The following is a 17,333-nucleotide window of genomic DNA, read 5'->3' on the forward strand; positions in this document are numbered from 1 at the left end:
CCCTCTAATTATTTATTTTGTAAGGAAATCAGAAAGCTCAGCTACTGCTTTTTCTTCATCATCGCCTGCTGCATCGATAACAACCTGTGAGCCTGAAGACAATACCAAACTCATCATACCCATAATACTTTTAGCATTAACCTTTTTTTCATCCATCTCAAAATAGATTGAGCTTGAAAATCTGTTAGCTAACTGTACTAAATGTGCTATAGGTGTAGCCTCCATTGAATTTGACATCTGAATAGTAACTTCTTTTTGCATGACGTCCTCCTGAATATCTAATAAAACATAACTCTAGCCAGTCTACAAATCATTTGCTATAGCGGCCAGCTTTTTAAACCTATGATTAACTCCCGACTTTCCAATAGGCGGTGTGAGCATTTCTCCCAAGTCTGCAAGTGGTGTATCAGGATAAGTAAGTCTAAGCTTTGCAATCTCCTGAAGTTGTATCGGCAGATTATCCAGTCCCATCTTTTCTTCGATAATATGAATCTGCTCAATTTGACGAACGGCTGCATTTACCGTTTTGCTGATATTAGCTGTCTCACAGTTAACCTTTCGGTTTATAGTGCCACGCACCTCTTTAACAACTCGGATATTTTCCAATTCCATAACGGAATGTGACGCTTCCATAACACGAAGAATCTCAACTATTTGAGCCCCTTCTTTGAGGTAGACGACATATTTACCATTTCTCTCAACCGTTTTAGCATACACTTCAAATGCATTCATAGTCCGCTTAATAAAATCAGCCTGCGGACTTGTATTACATACGATTTCAAAATGGTATCCCTTATTAGGATCGGATATTGAACCCGCTGCCAAAAACACTCCCCTGATAAATGAACGTTTGCAGCATGATTGCTGGACCACCAGCTCATCTATCATAGTGCTGTCTTCAGACAGCTTTAGCATTTTTTTTGTCTCTAAATAGACATCTGCAGATATAGTGGTGACATCTTTCCCTATATTACAAGTATTATTTAATAAAGTAAAGACTTTTCTGTTTAAATGGTCTTCTGTTTTTTCTTTGTATTGATCTATTCCTTGAATTATCAGAATTCCCGCAAGCTCCGCCACCATACAGTGTCTACTCTTGGGAACCACCTGAAAAAGTTCTTCTTTTACATCCTTTGAAAATGACAATTATTTTCCTCTCAAAGCATCCTTTCCTATATCACGATGCTCTATTTTAAGTCCGTAAGACTCATCTCCATTTAACGCCTCAAAAATCTCGTCAGCCAGACATACAGAGCGATGCTTGCCTCCTGTACATCCCACAGCTATTACCAACTGATTTTTTCCCTCTTTAATATAGTTAGGAATAAGGAATTTGATTAAATCGGTTGTCTTCTCAAGAAATTCCTTGGCCTCATCATATTTTAATACAAAATCCTTTATAGGCTGGTCATTGCCTGTGAATGGTCTAAGTTCTAAATCATAATAAGGATTTGGCAAAAATCTAACATCAAATACTAAATCCGCATCTTCTGGAATTCCATACTTGAACCCAAATGAAACAATGGTAACAAAAAGACTCTTGTACTGGGCATCATCCACAAAGATTTTTTGAAGCTCTTCCTTTAACTCTCTTGTGAGAAGATGAGTGGTGTCTATAACATAATCAGCCTCGTCTCGTAAGAAACCAATAGACTGACGTTCTTCTTTTATTCCTGCGGCAATTCTTTCCCTACCAGATAATGGATGATTTCGACGTGTTTCCTTATAGCGTTTAATAAGGACATCATCCTCAGCATCCAAAAATAGTATAGAATATGGCTTGCTATCATTGTCTAATTCCTGCAATATATCCGGCAAAAGCTTCATCGCCCTGCCATTACGCACATCAATTCCAACTACAATTTTCTGCTCAAATGTGCCACTTTCAGCTAATTCCACGAATGACCTAAGTAATTGTACAGGCAAATTATCAACACAATAATACCCCATATCCTCCAGCATTTTAAATGCCGTATTTTTACCCGCACCGGACATTCCAGTAAGAATTAATAGCTTCAATCGATGTTCCTCCCAATGATTCTGACCTCTGGAGTAAGATGTACTCCAAATTTGTCATAAACTTTAGTGTCCACGTCCTTCATAAGTTGCAAAACATCTGCCGCAGTTGCATCAGATTTGTTAATTACAAAGCCGCAGTGCTTTTCAGATACCTGGGCACCTCCTACAGTATAGCCTCTAAGGCCCGTATCATCAATAAGTTTTCCCGCAAAAAATCCTTCTGGGCGTTTAAAGGTTGATCCAGCACTTGGGAAATTAAGGGGCTGCTTTTCGATTCGCTTTTGCTTAATGTCATCTATAGTAGATTTGATTTCGTCCTGATTTCCTGGTACAAGCTTAATTCTTGCACTAAGGATTATTGATAGCTCATCCATTTCCATAAAAGCAGAGTGTCTATAGGATAAATCCAACTGTTCTACAGGAATGGTTTTTACCTGGTTGTCAAATGTAAGCACAGTGACATCTAATAAAATATCTTTTATCTCGCCACCATAAGCACCAGCGTTCATATAGACGGCACCACCCATAGAGCCTGGTATGCCTGAAGCAAATTCAAAGCCTGTCAGACTTGCGGCTACCGCCTGACTTGATACTGATGAAAGTATCGCTCCAGCCTGGACTGTAATAATGTCGCCATCAACAGAAATTTGCCCTGTATTTTTACCGAAGGAAATCACTACACCCTCTATGCCATCATCAGACACCAAAAGGTTACTGCCATTTCCTATAACCATAAATGGTACATTTTTTTCTCTCAATAACGTAATAAGAGGAACCACCTCTGAAATAGATGGCTCCACATAAATATCTGCAGGACCGCCAATCCTGAAGGTTGTATGTTTCTTCATTGGTTCATCAATGAGAAACTCAACCTCAGGAAAGGTCTGCTGCAGTTCGTTATAAAAGTCTGTTTTTGAAAAACTATTATGCATACTTAATAAATGCCTCGTATCCTAACAATGCCTCATATAAGTCAACCTTTGAAATGATTTCACAAGGAGCGTGCATAGAAAGAACAGCTACACCTGAGTCGATAACCTGCATATTGTAGTTACCCATGATGTAAGCGATTGTTCCACCGCCTCCCTGATCTACCTTACCAAGCTCTGCTGTCTGCCAGCTAACGTTGTCCTTGTCCATGATAGCGCGAACTTCTCCAACATATTCTGCGCTGGCATCGTTTGAACCGCTCTTTCCTCTTGCACCCGTGTACTTGTTGAATACGAGACCGCGTCCAAGATATGCTGAATTGTTCTTTTCAAATGCTGAAGCATAATTTGGATCAAATGCTGCTGAAACATCTGATGAAAGTACCTTTGAATTTGTAAGAGCACGACGTAATTTAAGCTCTGAGTAATCGCCTACAAGATTGTAAAGCTCAGCTAATGTGTTCTCAAAGAACTTAGACTGCATACCTGTAGCGCCTACAGAACCGATTTCTTCCTTGTCTACAAGAAGAGCACATGCTGTCTTGCTAAGAGTTTCTGTAGTGTTGATAAGAGCCATAAACGAAGGATAAGCACATACTCTGTCATCGTGACCATATCCTAAAATCATAGAACGGTCAAATCCGAAGTCTCTGGCTGCTCCAGCAGGTACAACCTCGATTTCAGCCGAAATGAAATCCTCTTCCTCGATTTCATACTTGTCTTTGAGAAGCTTAAGGATGTTCTTCTTAACTGATTCCTTTTCCTTCTCGCCCTTTTCATCAAAGCCTGGAATACTTCCAACGATTACGTTAAGGTCTTCACCTTCAACAACCTTGGCACCCTTTTTGTCCATCTGATCTGCTGCAAGATGGATGAGAAGATCTGAAATACCAAATACTGGATCTGCTGGATCCTCACCAACATTAACCTTTACAACCTCACCATTCTTTTTAACAAGAACACCGTGAAGAGCAAGTGGAATAGTTACCCACTGATACTTTTTAATACCGCCATAATAGTGAGTGTCAAGAAGGGCAATATCAGAATCCTCATATAATGGATTCTGCTTTAAGTCCATGCGAGGGCTGTCGATGTGTGCACCAAGAATGTTAAGGCCATTCTCAAGAGCCTCGTTACCGATGTTGAATACAGCCATCATCTTACCCTTATTTACAGCGTAAACCTTGTCTCCAGCCTTAAGCTGTGTTCCATTAGCAATAGCATCTTCGATATCAATATATCCGGCTGCCTTAGCCTTTTCGATGAAGAAATCAACACATTCTCTTTCGGTCTTGCACTCTGATAAGAACTTTCTGTAATCCTCACCAAAGTCCATAACCTTCTTTAAATCATTTTCTGAAGTATATTTACTCCAAGCATTAATACGTTCCATTAAGATATAACTCCTGTTTCTAAAAAAAATATATTAAGCGATAAACGCTTTTAAGCTAATTAGTTTTTATTAATATTATCCTGAACTCGGCGATAGAGCTCTTCAGCTGCATTGTAACCCATCTTCTTCTGACGGTGGTTTACAGCTGCCGCTTCACAAATGATAGCCAGATTTCGACCTGGTCTGATTGGAAGTGAGTGACATGTGACATCAATACCAAGGATATTCATGTATTCATCTGTCATGCCAAGACGGTCATATTCCTTTTCCTTGCTCCAATCCTCAAGCTTGATAACAAGGTCGATTCTCTGCTCGTCCTTAACAGCCTCAACACCATAAAGAGATTTAACATCAATGATGCCGATGCCTCTAAGCTCAATAAGGTACTGTGTGATAGATGGCGCACGGCCGTACAAACGCTCATTGTTTGGACGTCTGATTTCAACAACATCATCTGAAACAAGACGATGACCACGTCTGATTAGCTCAAGAGCAGCCTCTGATTTACCGATACCAGACTCACCTGTGATAAGCAAACCTTCACCGTAAACATCAACGAGAACGCCGTGAATGGTGGTGTATGGAGCAAAATCCATATTAAGTGAGAAAATAAGAGCTGACATAAATTCAGATGTAGCTCTATCTGTTCCTAAAATTGGAACATTTGCCTTAACAGCTTCTCTAAGTAAAATATCTGCCGGCTTCTCGCCTCGGCAATAAATGATACAAGGAATGTCATATGAGAAAAGCTTGTCGAAGCTTTCAGCTTTCTCCTCATCTGTCTTTTTTGATATATAAGCAACCTCAACATTTCCGATTACCTGGATACGCTTTGGCTCGAAATGCTCATAAAATCCATGAAGCTGAAGGGCTGGTCTGTTAACATCAGCCACAGTAACCTGCATCTCCTCCAAATTTAATTCTGGTGTGAAATTTGTAAGGTTAAATCTTTCCTGGATAGTTGCCACTGTAACATATTTTTGTGCCATAAAAATCCCTCCGTTAAATTATTTTCTTCCCTACGCAAATATCTTTGCAATATATAATGATACTTCATTTTTGTGATAATTCCTAGTGGTGAAAGAAGTTGTACACGTTTTCAGCAGCTTCTCTGGACATAGCCTCTGTTTCCATTAAATCTTCAACTGTGGCTTTTGCCATATTTTCTGCTGAAATGTATTTTTTCATAAGGGCTTTCCTTCGTTTTGGGCCAATACCTGGAATATCATCCAAAAAGCTTTTTACCTGTCCCTTGCTTCTGAGACTTCTGTGGTATTCTATAGCAAATCTATGGGCCTCATCCTGAAGCCGTGTGATGAGCTTGAAACCTTCTGAGTGAGTATCGATAGGCAATTCTTCATCTCTGAAATAAAGCCCTCTGGTGCGGTGATGGTCATCCTTTACCATGCCGGCGATAGGAATATGCAGTCCCAGTTCAGCCATGACCTGTTCTGCGATATGAACCTGTCCCTTGCCACCATCCATCATGATTACATCAGGAAATTTGGTAAAGCTGCCCTCAATCACTCCTCCATTTTCCTCTAGCTCCTCGATACCGTGCGAAAAACGCCTTGTAAGAACCTCATGCATCGAAGCATAATCATTTGGCCCTTCAACAGTTTTAATCTTGAATTTGCGGTAATCTGAGCGCTTAGGCTTGCCCTTTTCAAAAACCACCATGGAGCCTACTGACTGGAAACCAGAAATATTGGATATATCGTATGCCTCCATACGGCTTGCACCAGGAATTCCAAGAATATCTGCTATTTCCTTCATAGCGCCTATGGTACGGCCTTCTTCTTTCTTGATTTTTTCTTTATCCTGGTCTAAAACCATCTGTGCGTTTTTAGCCGCCAGTTCGACCAGCTTGCCCTTTGCACCACGCTTTGGAGTTTTCAAATATACTTTGGCATTCTTTTTATTTGAAAGCCACTCCTCGATAAGACCTGCTTCCTCAAGCTCATATTGGACAAACACCTCTCTAGGGATGAAAGGAGTGCCGGTATAGTAATCCTTGAGGAAATATTGGATAAGATCCTCGTCAGTGTCATCCACTCTCACATTGATAAAGAAATGCTCTCGTCCTATCATTTTTCCGCCACGGATAAAAAATACCTGGACTACTGCATCCTCCGCTGATTTGGCCATGGCTATGATGTCTCTGTCCTCACCGTCAAGCTGCGTAGCCTTCTGCCTGCCAGCGCAGGCCTTTACAGACTCTATCAAATCTCTGTAAAGTGCTGCTTTTTCAAAGTCTAGTTCCTCTGAAGCTGCAAGCATCTTAGCCTTTAAATCTTCAAGAGTATCAAAATAGTCTCCATCTAAAAAGGCTATGACCTTTTCCACATTTTTCCTGTACTCTTCCACTGGTACATTGCCCTGACAAGGGCCAAGACATTGGCCTATATGATAATTAAGACATGGCCTGTTTTTACCGAAATTCTCAGGAAGCTTTTGAGAACAGGTTCTGATTTTATAAAGCTTTTGAACCAACTCGATGGTATCGTGCACAGCTCCCGCTGAAGTGAATGGTCCAAAGAATTTGCTGCCATTCTTTTTTAACCGCCTAGAGAAAAGCACCCTCGGATAACTTTCCGTAAGGGTGACCTCGATGTATGGATATGTCTTATCATCACGAAGCATAGTATTGTACTTCGGACGATATTCCTTTATTAAATTACATTCTAATATCAGAGCTTCAAGCTCTGAATCGGTCACTATAAATTCAAAATAATCTATGTTGGCAACCATCTGTTTTTTCTTAAGCCCTTCATCGTGGCTTGGCTGAAAATACTGACGTACTCGATTCTTTAATGAACGAGCTTTACCAACATAGATTATTTCGTCATTACTACCATGCATTAGATAAACTCCCGGTTGGTCCGGGAGTTTACTTAAATCTTGTTCTGTTACCATAAATTTTATTCGTCAAAAATGCTATCAGTTACTACATTATTTGGATCGTTGTCGTCTTCGAAAATACTCTTATGTTCAGGTAACAACGAGTTATTCTCTGACTTTTTCTCTTCTGGTTCAGGGATGCCTTTGATTTCTCTGAAAATCTTCATGAATTCCTTACCAGTAATAGTTTCATGCTCGAAAAGATACTCTGAAATCTTATCAAGACTTTCCATGTTCTCAGTGAGAAGCTCCTTAGCCTTTGTATATGCATCTGTAATCATCTTGAGAACTTCTTCATCAATCTGGCCGGCTGTGTTGTCACCGCAGATAAGAGATGCTCTACCATCAAGATATTGACTCTCAACAGTGGCAAGCCCCATCATACCAAATTTATCCGACATACCAAAACGAGTTACCATAGCTCTGGCAATCTTGGTAGCCTGTTCAATATCGTTTGCGGCACCTGAGGTGTATGAACCGAATTTAATATCTTCGGCTGCTCTACCACCCATGTAAGTGACGATTTTAGCAATGAGCTCATCCTTTGTCTCAAGGAATTTCTCTTCCTCTGGAGTCTGAAGTGTATATCCTAGAGCACCCATTGTTCTAGGAACAATTGTAATTTTTTGAACTGGCTCTGCATCCTTCTGCAATGCTGAAACAAGCGCATGACCAACTTCATGATACGAAACGATTTTACGTTCCTTCTCACTCATTGCTCTGTCCTTCTTTTCCTTACCGCCTACAGCCACAAGTTCAAATGCCTCAAATAAATCCTTTTGAGTAACATACTGTCTCTTAGCCTTTACTGCAAGGATAGCTGCCTCGTTAATAATATTGGCAAGGTCTGAACCCACAAGACCTACCGATGCAAGTGCAAGTGCATCTAAATCTACAGATTCATCCATCTTTACATCCTTGGCATGTACCTTGAGAATTTCAAGACGTCCCTTTTGATCTGGTCTGTCAACGATGATTCTTCTATCAAAACGTCCTGGACGAAGGAGTGCTTTATCAAGCACCTCTGGACGGTTTGTAGCTGCAAGAATAAGAAGACCCTTGTTAGAGTCGAAACCATCCATCTCTGAAAGGAGCTGATTAAGTGTCTGCTCACGTTCATCATTGCCACCCCCATAATGAGCATCACGACTCTTACCGATGGCATCAATCTCATCGATGAATACAATACATGGTGCAACCTTCTGTGCTTCCTTGAACAAATCACGCACACGTGACGCACCAACACCTACGAACATCTCTACGAAATCAGAACCTGCAAGTGAGAAGAAAGGAACACCTGCTTCACCGGCTACTGCTTTTGCAAGAAGTGTCTTACCAGTTCCAGGAGGGCCTACAAGAAGCGCACCCTTTGGAAGCTTTGCACCGATTTCGGTGTATTTCTTTGGATTGTGAAGGAAATCTACCATTTCCTGTACGGATTCTTTAGCTTCATCCTGGCCTGCAACATCCTTGAATGTGATGCCTGTAGCCTTTTCCATATTGTAGAGCTTGGCATTTGATTTGCCTACGCCCATTGGTCCGCCGCCCATACGTTTCATAAGGAAGCCAAGAACTACCCAAAGTAAAACAAGCGGCAATACAAAGGATAAGATATTATAAATAATCGCTGCTGTTGAATCTGCAATGGTTCCTTCGTATTTAACGCCATGCTCATCCAGCTTGTCCAAAAGGTCATCATCTTTAAGATAAGCTGTGTATAACGTTACTTTTGCAGTCGGCTGACCTGCTGCTTCATATATTTGCTGAAGCTTTTCATCTTCTTCTGTTGTTTCGGACTTTGAATAGCTTACGCCTTCCTTTAATGTGATATTTATCACATCATCCTTAAAGTTAACCTCTGAAACCTTGTCATCCTCCACCAGGTCCAGGAATTCAGTGTAGCTTATTTCCTGATTTGTGCTAGCGCTGGCTCCTTTGTACATCATACTTGTAAAGAAGAGAGCTATGAGCACTAATATGCCTAATGTATAAAAAGGCTGACGGTTATTCTTTTTATCTCCGCCATTTGAATTGTTATTATCGTTCACATCTGCCTCCGTGTAAAATCAAATTTTGTACTTAATTAATGTATCATAAAAGGCTTGAAATGTATCGTTTTTAATAAATTTTTAATACAAATAAAACAAAAAATCCGCTAGCTGCCTGATAGCATAACTAGCGGTATAAAGCTTTAATTATTTATTTAGAAAGAATTTCTGTATCATTTGTAAATTCAGTACCCGAAACCTCTTCAAATTTATGGAGAAGATCTTCGATAGTAAGATTTTTCTTTTCTTCACCACTGATATTTAAAATAACACGTCCCTCATTCATCATAATAAGACGATTACCATAATTGATTGCATCGCGCATGTTGTGGGTGACCATCATGGCTGTAAGATTATGCTCTCTAATAAGCATATCTGTAATTTCTAAAACTTTTGATGCAGTCTTTGGGTCAAGGGCTGCTGTATGCTCATCCAAAAGCAATACCTTTGGTTTTTGAATAGTTGCCATAAGAAGAGTCAACGCCTGTCGCTGTCCACCAGAAAGTAGACCTACCTTTGCTGTAAGACGGTCCTCAAGGCCCAAATCCAGTTCTTTAAGCATCTCATGATATTTTTCACGCTCTGTTCTGGTAACTCCCCATCCAAGGCCTCTAGATTTGCCTCTTCGCGCTGCGAGAGCCATGTTTTCATCAATTTGCATATTTGCTGCTGTACCTGTCATTGGGTCCTGGAACACTCGTCCTAAATATTTAGCTCTTTTGTGCTCTGGGAGTCCAGTAACATCAACGCCATCTATCATTATGCTTCCACCATCTACAGGCCATACACCTGCAACAGCATTCAGAAATGTAGATTTACCTGCACCGTTTCCACCGATTACTGTACAAAATTCTCCCTCTTCAAGGCGAAGTGTTGCTCCTGCTAAAGCTACTTTTTCATTAATAGTTCCGGCATTGAAGGTTTTTTGAAGATTAATAGCATTAAGCATTTTCCTTACCTCCTCTCTTAGCTGCCTTTCTAAACGAGCTATTGCTCTTGTTCTTAAGGTAAGGAACTGCAAGGAATATAGCAACTATAATAGCTGTGAACAGCTTCATATCGTTTGCTGGCATCTTTAGCCATAAAACGATAGCTATGAAAATGTAATATAAAATTCCACCAACTACCACAAATGCAAGTGATAAAGCGAAATTAGATTTTTTCTTAAATAATGTAGTACAGAGAACTTCACCAATAATGATAGAAGCAAGACCGATTACGATTGCACCTCGTCCCATGTTAACGTCAGCATTTCCGTTAAACTGTGCAAATAATGCACCTGCAAATGCAACAATAGCATTTGAAATAACAAGACCAAAGGCCTTCATAAAGTTAACATTAATACCCTGTGCCTTTGTCATAGCTGGGTTAGTGCCTGTGGCTCTGAGAGCGGAACCCATCTCAGTACCAAAGTACCAATACATTAAAGCAATAATGATTGCAGCAAATACAAGTACAGTAATTAATGCATCATTTTTGTATCTTAAAGATACTGCTAAGTTATATTTGTCTACTGAAATTGGTGTATTTGGCTGATTATTAGCAATTCTTAGGTTTATAGAATAAAGCGCTAATTGCGTCAATATTCCAGATAAGATATCAGGGATACCAAATACAGTGTGTAGTACGCCTGTAATGAGACCAGCCAAGGCTCCTGCAACAAATGCAAGAATCAATGCAAGTATCCATGAATGGCCACTGATAATAACCATGGCTGCCACTGCTCCACCTGTGGCAAATGAACCGTCTACAGACAAATCTGCGAAATTCAATAATTTAAATGTTATAAAAATACCCAATGCCATAATTCCGTATATTATACCTTGTGCTACGGTACCTGGCATTCCTGCAATTAAAGTTTCAATTCCCATTTTTAACTCCAAAGAGCAAGGCCATATGGCCTTGCCCGTATTAATTATTTTTAAATTTAAATAATACTTCTCTATTCCTCGATTGGTACATAATCCTCAGGAATTTCAATATTTAGCTTTTCAGCTATTGTGGCATTATATTCTTTTGTAAATTCTGTAGCATACTGAATATCATATGTTGCTGGATCTTTTCCGTTTGCAAGAATCTCATATGCCATAAGGCCTGCATTATAGCCAATGTCATAATAAGAAATCGAAAGTGTTGCAATTCCACAGCCTTTGCAAATTCCTTCCTCACCTGCAACAATTGGAATACCTGCAGTAACGGCGATATTATTAATTGTTTCAGCTGCATTTGCTGCTACGTTGTCTGTTGGAACGTAAAGTACGTCACTTGATCCGCATGCTGTTTGTACAACTGTCGCAACATCAGCTGAATCTGAAAATGTGTAATCTGTTACATTGTATCCATAATCTTCAAGATATTCTGTAATTTTCTTTGCCTGGAATAATGAATTCTTTTCACCTGAGCAGTAGATAATTCCAACTTCCTTTGCATCAGGGAATAATGAATTTAACATTTCAGCCTGTCCGTCAAGTGGTGCAAGGTCTGATGTACCTGTTACATTAACGCCCGTCGAACCATTCCAGTCTGATATATCAAGAGCTGAAGCATAATCAGTAACTGATGTTCCAACGATTGGAATAGTGCTGGTTGCTGTCTCAGCTGCCTGTAATGCTGGTGTAGCATTTGCCATAATCAAATCGACGTTATCAGATACAAAAGTATTAGCAATGGTAGCACATGTAGCACTGTCACCTGATGCATTTTCAATTGTAACAGTAACATTATCACCAAGCTTTTCCTTGAGTGCATCCTGGAAACCTTCAGTAGCTGCATCTAAAGCTGGGTGCTGAACTAACTGGATCACCCCGACGTTATAAGTTTTAGCATCATCATTTTCAACCTGTTCCTCAGCAGCTGGTGCTGAAGCATTGTCAGCTTCCTTTTGAGCAGCTGCATCTGTACCACATGCAACCAAAGAAAGTGTCATAGCTGAAGCCATAATTAATGCAAAAATTTTCTTCATACAACTCTCCTCCTATGTCTTTAATTATGGTGTTCACTTTAGCACTTTTATCTGCTAAAGTCAATGGTTATTCTGTGTAACAATATTGTAGTTTTATGTCTAAAAAAAAATCCCAGGACTATAAGTCCTGGGATAATGAAAGTCTTAAATTATACTAACTCAAGAACAACTTCCATAGCAGCATCGCCCTTACGTGGTCCGATCTTGATGATACGTGTGTAACCACCCTTGCGATCAACATACTTTGGAGCAACTTCATCAAATACGAAGTTTGCCATGTCAACCTTGCGTGTCTGGCTCTTCTTCTCGCCCTTAGCTGTTGGAGTGTAAAGAACCTGCATCATCTGACGACGAGCGTGAAGTCTTGAAGGAGAATCCTTCTTAATCTTCTTATCTACTGTATCGTATACAGTAACCTTCTTGCCATCAACAACTTCCTTTACTCTCTTACCATCTTTATCTTTACGAGCAACCTTTGCCTGAACTGTAACTTCTTCGAAGTTATCCTTTTCCTTAACACCAAGTGTAATGATGTGCTCAGCAATCTTTCTTACTTCCTTAGCCTTAGCCTCTGTTGTAACGATCTTGCCGTGGTAAAGAAGCTCAGTTACCTGGTTTCTTAAAAGTGCTTTTCTCTGTGAAGATGTTCTGCTTAACTTTCTGTACTTTGCCATTTCTTGTCTCCTTGTTACTGGCGTCACAGGTGCTCATCGGTCTTACCCCGTAACTTGATTAATGGAAAGGCATGCGCGAACTTGCTCATCGGTCTTATAGTCCACGTATTATTTCCTGTTACTAATATACTTATGCGAATTAGTCTTCAATTAATCTAAGCGAAAGACCAAGCTCGCTAAGCTTCTGCTCTACTTCTTCCATAGACTTGCGACCAAGGTTACGTACCTTCATCATGTCATCAGGTGACTTGTCGCAAAGCTCTGCAACAGTGTTGATACCAGCTCTCTTTAAGCAGTTGTATGAACGAACTGAAAGCTCAAGCTCATCAATGCTCATTTCAAGAGTCTTACCTGTAGTATCATCTGGCTTTTCAGCGATAACTGAAAGATCCTGTGCAGCCTCTGAAAGATTAACGAATAAATTAAGGTGCTCACTGAGAACCTTAGCAGCCATAGAAACTGCCTCATCTGGTCCCATAGTACCGTTTGTATATACATCAAGTGTAAGCTTGTCATAATCTGTAACCTGACCTACACGAGTGTCTTCAACTGTCATATTTACACGCTCAACTGGTGTGTAAATTGAGTCAACTGCAATCTTGCCGATTGGAGTATCTGGAGTCTTATTCTTGTCTGCTGAAACATAACCACGATTCTTTGTGATTGTAAGCTCCATATAAAGCTTGCAATCATTGCCACCATTAAGGTGAGCAATAACAAGATCAGGGTTGATGATTTCTATATCAGAGTCTACCTGGATATCAGCAGCTGTAACTACTCCCTCTCCCTCGAACTCGATGTATGCTGTTTTTGGCTCATCTGAACTACTATTATTTCTAATAGCAAGTTCCTTGATATTCATAACGATTTCTGTAACGTCTTCCTTAACGCCCGGAATAGCGCTAAACTCATGGAGAACGCCTTCAATCTTAATCTGGCTAACTGCAGCTCCTGGCAGAGATGAAAGCATAATTCTACGAAGAGAATTACCCAGTGTTATACCATAACCTCTTTCAAGAGGTTCTACAACGAATCTGCCGTATTTTTTGTCCTCAGAAATCTCAGCGATTTCAATATTAGGGTTTTCAAAATTTAACACTACATTGCCTCCTTAATGTAATTTGCTAGACTCTAAAAAACAGAATATTAAATAATATTCTGATTCAATGCTTATGCCGTATAAAAAAATTTTAACAAATCGCACTTATACAAGCAAGCTTGTATAAGTGCTTTTTGTAAGATTTTACTAAATATTTAATTATTTTACTTAGAATATAACTCGACGATAAGCATTTCGTCTACAGGAACATCAATCTGCTCTCTGTTAGGAAGCTCTTTAACTGTACCCTTGAGGTTCTCAGCGTCTACTTCAACCCAATCAGGAGTAACTCTACCTGCTGTTACTTCTGTAATATCCTTAAATCTCTGAATGTTCTTTGACTTTTCGCGAACTTCGATAACATCTCCAGCCTTTACAAGGTATGAAGGAATGTTAACTGACTTACCGTTTACAAGGAACATCTTGTGATCAACAACCTGACGAGCTTCTTTTCTTGTACGAGCAAATCCCATACGGAATACTACGTTGTCAAGACGGCTCTCAAGCATTGTCATAAGGTTTTCACCTGTCATACCCTTCTGACGGTCAGCCTTCTCATAATAATTACGGAAAGGCTTCTCAAGTACGCCATAGATGAACTTAGCCTTCTGCTTCTCCTGAAGCTGAAGTGCGTACTCAGACTTCTTTCCTCTTCCTCTATTCTTCTGTCTACGTGACTTTTTATCATATCCTAAAAATGTTGGATCTAAATCAAGAGATCTACATCTTTTAAGAACTGGTGTCTTATTAACTGCCATTAGATTTCCCTCCTAATTAGACTCTTCTACGCTTTGGTGGACGACATCCGTTATGTGGAACTGGAGTAACATCCTTGATTGTAAGAACCTGAACGCCGTTTGCATCGATTGCTCTGATTGCAGCCTCACGTCCTGAACCTGGTCCCTTTACGAATACATCTACACTCTTTAAACCGTGAACTAATGCAGCCTTAACTGCTGTCTCTGCTGCCATCTGTGCAGCATAAGGAGTAGATTTCCTTGAACCTCTAAATCCTAGACCACCAGCACTTGCCCATGAAAGAGCGTTACCCTGAGCATCAGTAATAGTAACGATAGTATTATTGAAAGATGCCTGAACATGTACCTGTCCGTGTTCAACGTTTTTCTTTACACGCTTTTTTGTTGTCTTCTTTGCAACTTTAGCCATAATTAAACTAACCTACTTTCTTTATCTATAAATAATTACTTCTTCTTATTAGCTACTGTACGCTTTGGACCCTTGCGAGTACGAGCGTTTGTCTTAGTCTTCTGTCCACGAACAGGAAGACCCTTTCTATGACGGATTCCTCTATAGCATCCGATTTCCTGAAGTCTCTTGATATCAAGTGCAACTTCTCTTCTAAGATCACCTTCTACAGTTAATGTCTCATCGATAACTGTGCTGATCTTCTTAACTTCTTCGTCAGTTAAATCCTTAACACGAGTGTTAGGATCTACACCAGCTGCTTCAAGAACTTTGTTTGAGCTTACTCTACCAATTCCGTAAATGTAAGTTAAACCAATTTCAATTCTCTTGTCTCTTGGTAAATCTACACCTGCAATACGAGCCATGTGTGTTTACACCTCCATAAATATTTCTACAATTAATAATCGATATAGAAAATACAGCTCCGATTACTCGGCCTGAAATGTGTGTATCCCCATATCTGGTACAAATAGTTGGCCTCGGTATGATAGGCCTTTTTATTATGAACAGTCTAAATTAGATACACTTTAGACTGCAGCCGCACATAATAAATGCATTACATAAGTGGACAGAAATTAACCCTGACGCTGCTTATGCTTTGGGTTTTCACAAATAATGCGAATGCTACCCTTTCTTTTGATGACCTTGCACTTCTCGCACATAGGCTTTACAGAAGATCTTACTTTCACGATTTTCCTCCTTTCCATGCCCTTTTTTCAAAGGTTGTGGTCAATCTATAATTGAACATACTGAAAACGTCCGGTTAATAGTATAGCTAGCGTTTTTAGGTATGTCAATAACAAATTAATTTATTTTTGTGTCAAATCTGTGTCTATTTATCTCTCCAAATGATTCTACCCTTTGATAAATCATAAGGACTCATTTCAATAGTAACTTTATCACCAGGTAAGATACGAATGTAATTCTGTCTTAACTTACCGCTTATATGAGCAAGAATCTGATGACCGTTTTCAAGCTCAACCTTAAACATAGCATTTGGAAGTTTTTCAACTACAACTCCCTCTACTTCAATAACATCTGCCTTAGACATCTTTATTCCTCCTATTATAAACTTTAAGAATTCTTTTAATGGTTAAATCATCCAATGGCTTTGAACTATCATAAATTTCAAAAACCTCAGTTGGAAGATTTTTTATTAGTTGTAAATGAATTTTTTTCTTTTTCTTAGGCTTGATCATGGTCTTTGTCGTACCATTTACAATCATATAGTAATCACCGATTTCTTCAATAACTACATATACTTGTTTAGCATCATGACCAGCCTTTGATGTTGCAAGCATTAAATCCATTTGTTTCCCTCCGGATTTGCAAGCTCTGTTGGTGTAAGAGTTAATATTTCAGGAGCACCATCTGTAATTACGATTGTATTTTCATAATGAGCTGAAAGTGATTCATCCATAGTAACTACTGTCCATTCATCATCCATCCATGCAACTTCAGGACCACCCGCATTAATCATTGGCTCAATGGCAAGTGTCATACCTTTTATTAATTTAGTACCTTTTCTAAACTTACGACGGAAGTTTGGAATCTCTGGAGCTTCATGAAGTGAAGTTCCTATTCCATGCCCTACCAATTCTCTGACTACACCGTAACCACAACTCTCGGCATATTCCTGAATGGCACCGGAAATATCAAATAAATGATTTCCCGCAGTTGCATATTTCATACCCTGGAAAAATGACTGTCTGGTTCTTTCAATAAGAAGTCTTGCTTCCTCGCTTATTTCACCAATGCCTACTGTACGAGCAGCATCTGAGTGATAACCTTTATAAAGGACTCCAGTATCAAGACTGACAATGTCACCACTTACAAGGATACGATCATCCGTTGGTATACCATGAACCACTTCGTCATTAACTGAAACACAAACACTTCCTGGAAATCCATACAAGCCTTTAAAATTCGGCTCGCAACCAAAGCTTCTGATAACCTCTTCGCCTAATCTGTCAACCTCAAGTGTTGACATGCCCTCATGAATTTCTTTTGCAAGAGTTTCATGAACCTGAGCTAGGATTTTACCAGCTTCACGCATTAATTGAATTTCTTCTTCAGTTTTAATAGTAATAACTTCTGACATC

Annotated in this window: 20 protein-coding genes; all 20 read right to left on the reverse strand. The window is 39.6% G+C overall.

Translation table 11 applies throughout. The features are described from left to right. Positions 1 to 12 precede the first annotated feature (12 nt). A complete protein-coding gene (locus BLV53_RS03355; RefSeq protein ID WP_090297071.1) occupies positions 13 to 261 on the reverse strand; it encodes an HPr family phosphocarrier protein in 249 nt (82 codons plus the stop codon). A gap of 42 nt (positions 262 to 303) precedes the next feature. Then, complete coding sequence (gene whiA, locus BLV53_RS03360; RefSeq protein WP_090297074.1) at positions 304 to 1,146, reverse strand: DNA-binding protein WhiA; 843 nt, start codon at positions 1,144 to 1,146, stop codon at positions 304 to 306. After that, complete coding sequence (gene rapZ / locus BLV53_RS03365) at positions 1,147 to 2,019, reverse strand: RNase adapter RapZ (protein WP_090297077.1); 873 nt, start codon at positions 2,017 to 2,019, stop codon at positions 1,147 to 1,149. It lies immediately after the preceding gene. Beyond that, complete coding sequence (gene murB / locus BLV53_RS03370) at positions 2,016 to 2,951, reverse strand: UDP-N-acetylmuramate dehydrogenase (RefSeq protein ID WP_090297080.1); 936 nt, start codon at positions 2,949 to 2,951, stop codon at positions 2,016 to 2,018. Before murB ends, rapZ begins: the two co-directional genes overlap by 4 nt. Then, entirely contained in the window at positions 2,944 to 4,341 is a 1,398-nt protein-coding gene (locus BLV53_RS03375; RefSeq protein WP_090297082.1) for an aminopeptidase, read from the reverse strand. The genes murB and BLV53_RS03375 overlap by 8 nt, the downstream gene beginning before the upstream one ends. Positions 4,342 to 4,400: 59 nt before the next feature. Next, complete coding sequence (hprK, locus tag BLV53_RS03380) at positions 4,401 to 5,330, reverse strand: HPr(Ser) kinase/phosphatase (RefSeq protein ID WP_090297085.1); 930 nt, start codon at positions 5,328 to 5,330, stop codon at positions 4,401 to 4,403. Between the two features lie 82 nt (positions 5,331 to 5,412). Further along, positions 5,413 to 7,257 carry an excinuclease ABC subunit UvrC gene (gene uvrC / locus BLV53_RS03385; protein WP_090297089.1) on the reverse strand — a complete coding sequence of 615 codons (1,845 nt, stop codon included), beginning with the start codon at positions 7,255 to 7,257 and terminating at the stop codon, positions 5,413 to 5,415. Positions 7,258 to 7,262: 5 nt separating this feature from the next. Continuing rightward, entirely contained in the window at positions 7,263 to 9,290 is a 2,028-nt protein-coding gene (gene ftsH, locus BLV53_RS03390; RefSeq protein ID WP_090297093.1) for an ATP-dependent zinc metalloprotease FtsH, read from the reverse strand. A gap of 151 nt (positions 9,291 to 9,441) precedes the next feature. Beyond that, a complete protein-coding gene (locus tag BLV53_RS03395; protein ID WP_090297096.1) occupies positions 9,442 to 10,239 on the reverse strand; it encodes an ABC transporter ATP-binding protein in 798 nt (265 codons plus the stop codon). Continuing rightward, complete coding sequence (locus BLV53_RS03400) at positions 10,232 to 11,161, reverse strand: ABC transporter permease (protein ID WP_090297098.1); 930 nt, start codon at positions 11,159 to 11,161, stop codon at positions 10,232 to 10,234. The genes BLV53_RS03395 and BLV53_RS03400 overlap by 8 nt, the downstream gene beginning before the upstream one ends. Positions 11,162 to 11,232: 71 nt before the next feature. After that, complete coding sequence (locus BLV53_RS03405; protein ID WP_090297101.1) at positions 11,233 to 12,252, reverse strand: ABC transporter substrate-binding protein; 1,020 nt, start codon at positions 12,250 to 12,252, stop codon at positions 11,233 to 11,235. A 149-nt stretch (positions 12,253 to 12,401) separates the two neighbouring features. Continuing rightward, the gene (locus BLV53_RS03410; protein ID WP_090297104.1) at positions 12,402 to 12,926 is read right to left on the reverse strand and encodes a bL17 family ribosomal protein; all 525 of its coding nucleotides are present in this window, start codon (positions 12,924 to 12,926) and stop codon (positions 12,402 to 12,404) included. 139 nt (positions 12,927 to 13,065) lie between these two features. Then, the gene (locus tag BLV53_RS03415) at positions 13,066 to 14,025 is read right to left on the reverse strand and encodes a DNA-directed RNA polymerase subunit alpha (RefSeq protein WP_090297107.1); all 960 of its coding nucleotides are present in this window, start codon (positions 14,023 to 14,025) and stop codon (positions 13,066 to 13,068) included. A 164-nt stretch (positions 14,026 to 14,189) separates the two neighbouring features. After that, complete coding sequence (gene rpsD, locus BLV53_RS03420; protein WP_090297110.1) at positions 14,190 to 14,783, reverse strand: 30S ribosomal protein S4; 594 nt, start codon at positions 14,781 to 14,783, stop codon at positions 14,190 to 14,192. A gap of 16 nt (positions 14,784 to 14,799) precedes the next feature. Further along, a complete protein-coding gene (gene rpsK / locus BLV53_RS03425; RefSeq protein WP_015548335.1) occupies positions 14,800 to 15,192 on the reverse strand; it encodes a 30S ribosomal protein S11 in 393 nt (130 codons plus the stop codon). Between the two features lie 35 nt (positions 15,193 to 15,227). After that, on the reverse strand, positions 15,228 to 15,596 hold the full coding sequence (rpsM, locus tag BLV53_RS03430; RefSeq protein ID WP_028234412.1) for a 30S ribosomal protein S13: 369 nt from the start codon (positions 15,594 to 15,596) through the stop codon (positions 15,228 to 15,230). 210 nt (positions 15,597 to 15,806) lie between these two features. Then, positions 15,807 to 15,920 (reverse strand): 50S ribosomal protein L36, encoded by a 114-nt coding sequence (gene rpmJ, locus BLV53_RS03435; RefSeq protein WP_004604068.1) that lies wholly within the window; start codon positions 15,918 to 15,920, stop codon positions 15,807 to 15,809. A 143-nt stretch (positions 15,921 to 16,063) separates the two neighbouring features. Further along, positions 16,064 to 16,282, reverse strand: coding sequence for a translation initiation factor IF-1 (infA, locus tag BLV53_RS03440; protein ID WP_015548337.1), 219 nt, complete (start codon positions 16,280 to 16,282; stop codon positions 16,064 to 16,066). After that, positions 16,275 to 16,541, reverse strand: coding sequence for a KOW domain-containing RNA-binding protein (locus BLV53_RS03445; RefSeq protein ID WP_090297113.1), 267 nt, complete (start codon positions 16,539 to 16,541; stop codon positions 16,275 to 16,277). Before BLV53_RS03445 ends, infA begins: the two co-directional genes overlap by 8 nt. Continuing rightward, positions 16,532 to 17,332, reverse strand: coding sequence for a type I methionyl aminopeptidase (map, locus tag BLV53_RS03450; RefSeq protein ID WP_090297117.1), 801 nt, complete (start codon positions 17,330 to 17,332; stop codon positions 16,532 to 16,534). The genes BLV53_RS03445 and map overlap by 10 nt, the downstream gene beginning before the upstream one ends. Between the last annotated feature and the right edge of the window lies 1 nt (position 17,333).

The sequence above is a fragment of the Pseudobutyrivibrio sp. ACV-2 genome (assembly GCF_900107545.1).
In the GTDB taxonomy this organism is placed as follows: Bacteria; Bacillota; Clostridia; order Lachnospirales; family Lachnospiraceae; genus Pseudobutyrivibrio.

What these genes read in the sequence shown, in the direction of transcription:
- BLV53_RS03355 (WP_090297071.1), bottom strand. Translation starts at nt 261, where the DNA reads ATGCAAAAAGAAGTTACTATTCAGATGTCAAATTCAATGGAGGCTACA.
- murB (WP_090297080.1), bottom strand. Translation starts at nt 2,951, where the DNA reads ATGCATAATAGTTTTTCAAAAACAGACTTTTATAACGAACTGCAGCAG.
- BLV53_RS03375 (WP_090297082.1), bottom strand. Translation starts at nt 4,341, where the DNA reads ATGGAACGTATTAATGCTTGGAGTAAATATACTTCAGAAAATGATTTA.
- hprK (WP_090297085.1), bottom strand. Translation starts at nt 5,330, where the DNA reads ATGGCACAAAAATATGTTACAGTGGCAACTATCCAGGAAAGATTTAAC.
- uvrC (WP_090297089.1), bottom strand. Translation starts at nt 7,257, where the DNA reads ATGGTAACAGAACAAGATTTAAGTAAACTCCCGGACCAACCGGGAGTT.
- BLV53_RS03395 (WP_090297096.1), bottom strand. Translation starts at nt 10,239, where the DNA reads ATGCTTAATGCTATTAATCTTCAAAAAACCTTCAATGCCGGAACTATT.
- BLV53_RS03400 (WP_090297098.1), bottom strand. Translation starts at nt 11,161, where the DNA reads ATGGGAATTGAAACTTTAATTGCAGGAATGCCAGGTACCGTAGCACAA.
- BLV53_RS03405 (WP_090297101.1), bottom strand. Translation starts at nt 12,252, where the DNA reads ATGAAGAAAATTTTTGCATTAATTATGGCTTCAGCTATGACACTTTCT.
- BLV53_RS03410 (WP_090297104.1), bottom strand. Translation starts at nt 12,926, where the DNA reads ATGGCAAAGTACAGAAAGTTAAGCAGAACATCTTCACAGAGAAAAGCA.
- rpsD (WP_090297110.1), bottom strand. Translation starts at nt 14,783, where the DNA reads ATGGCAGTTAATAAGACACCAGTTCTTAAAAGATGTAGATCTCTTGAT.
- rpsK (WP_015548335.1), bottom strand. Translation starts at nt 15,192, where the DNA reads ATGGCTAAAGTTGCAAAGAAGACAACAAAAAAGCGTGTAAAGAAAAAC.
- rpsM (WP_028234412.1), bottom strand. Translation starts at nt 15,596, where the DNA reads ATGGCTCGTATTGCAGGTGTAGATTTACCAAGAGACAAGAGAATTGAA.
- infA (WP_015548337.1), bottom strand. Translation starts at nt 16,282, where the DNA reads ATGTCTAAGGCAGATGTTATTGAAGTAGAGGGAGTTGTAGTTGAAAAA.
- BLV53_RS03445 (WP_090297113.1), bottom strand. Translation starts at nt 16,541, where the DNA reads ATGGATTTAATGCTTGCAACATCAAAGGCTGGTCATGATGCTAAACAA.
- map (WP_090297117.1), bottom strand. Translation starts at nt 17,332, where the DNA reads ATGTCAGAAGTTATTACTATTAAAACTGAAGAAGAAATTCAATTAATG.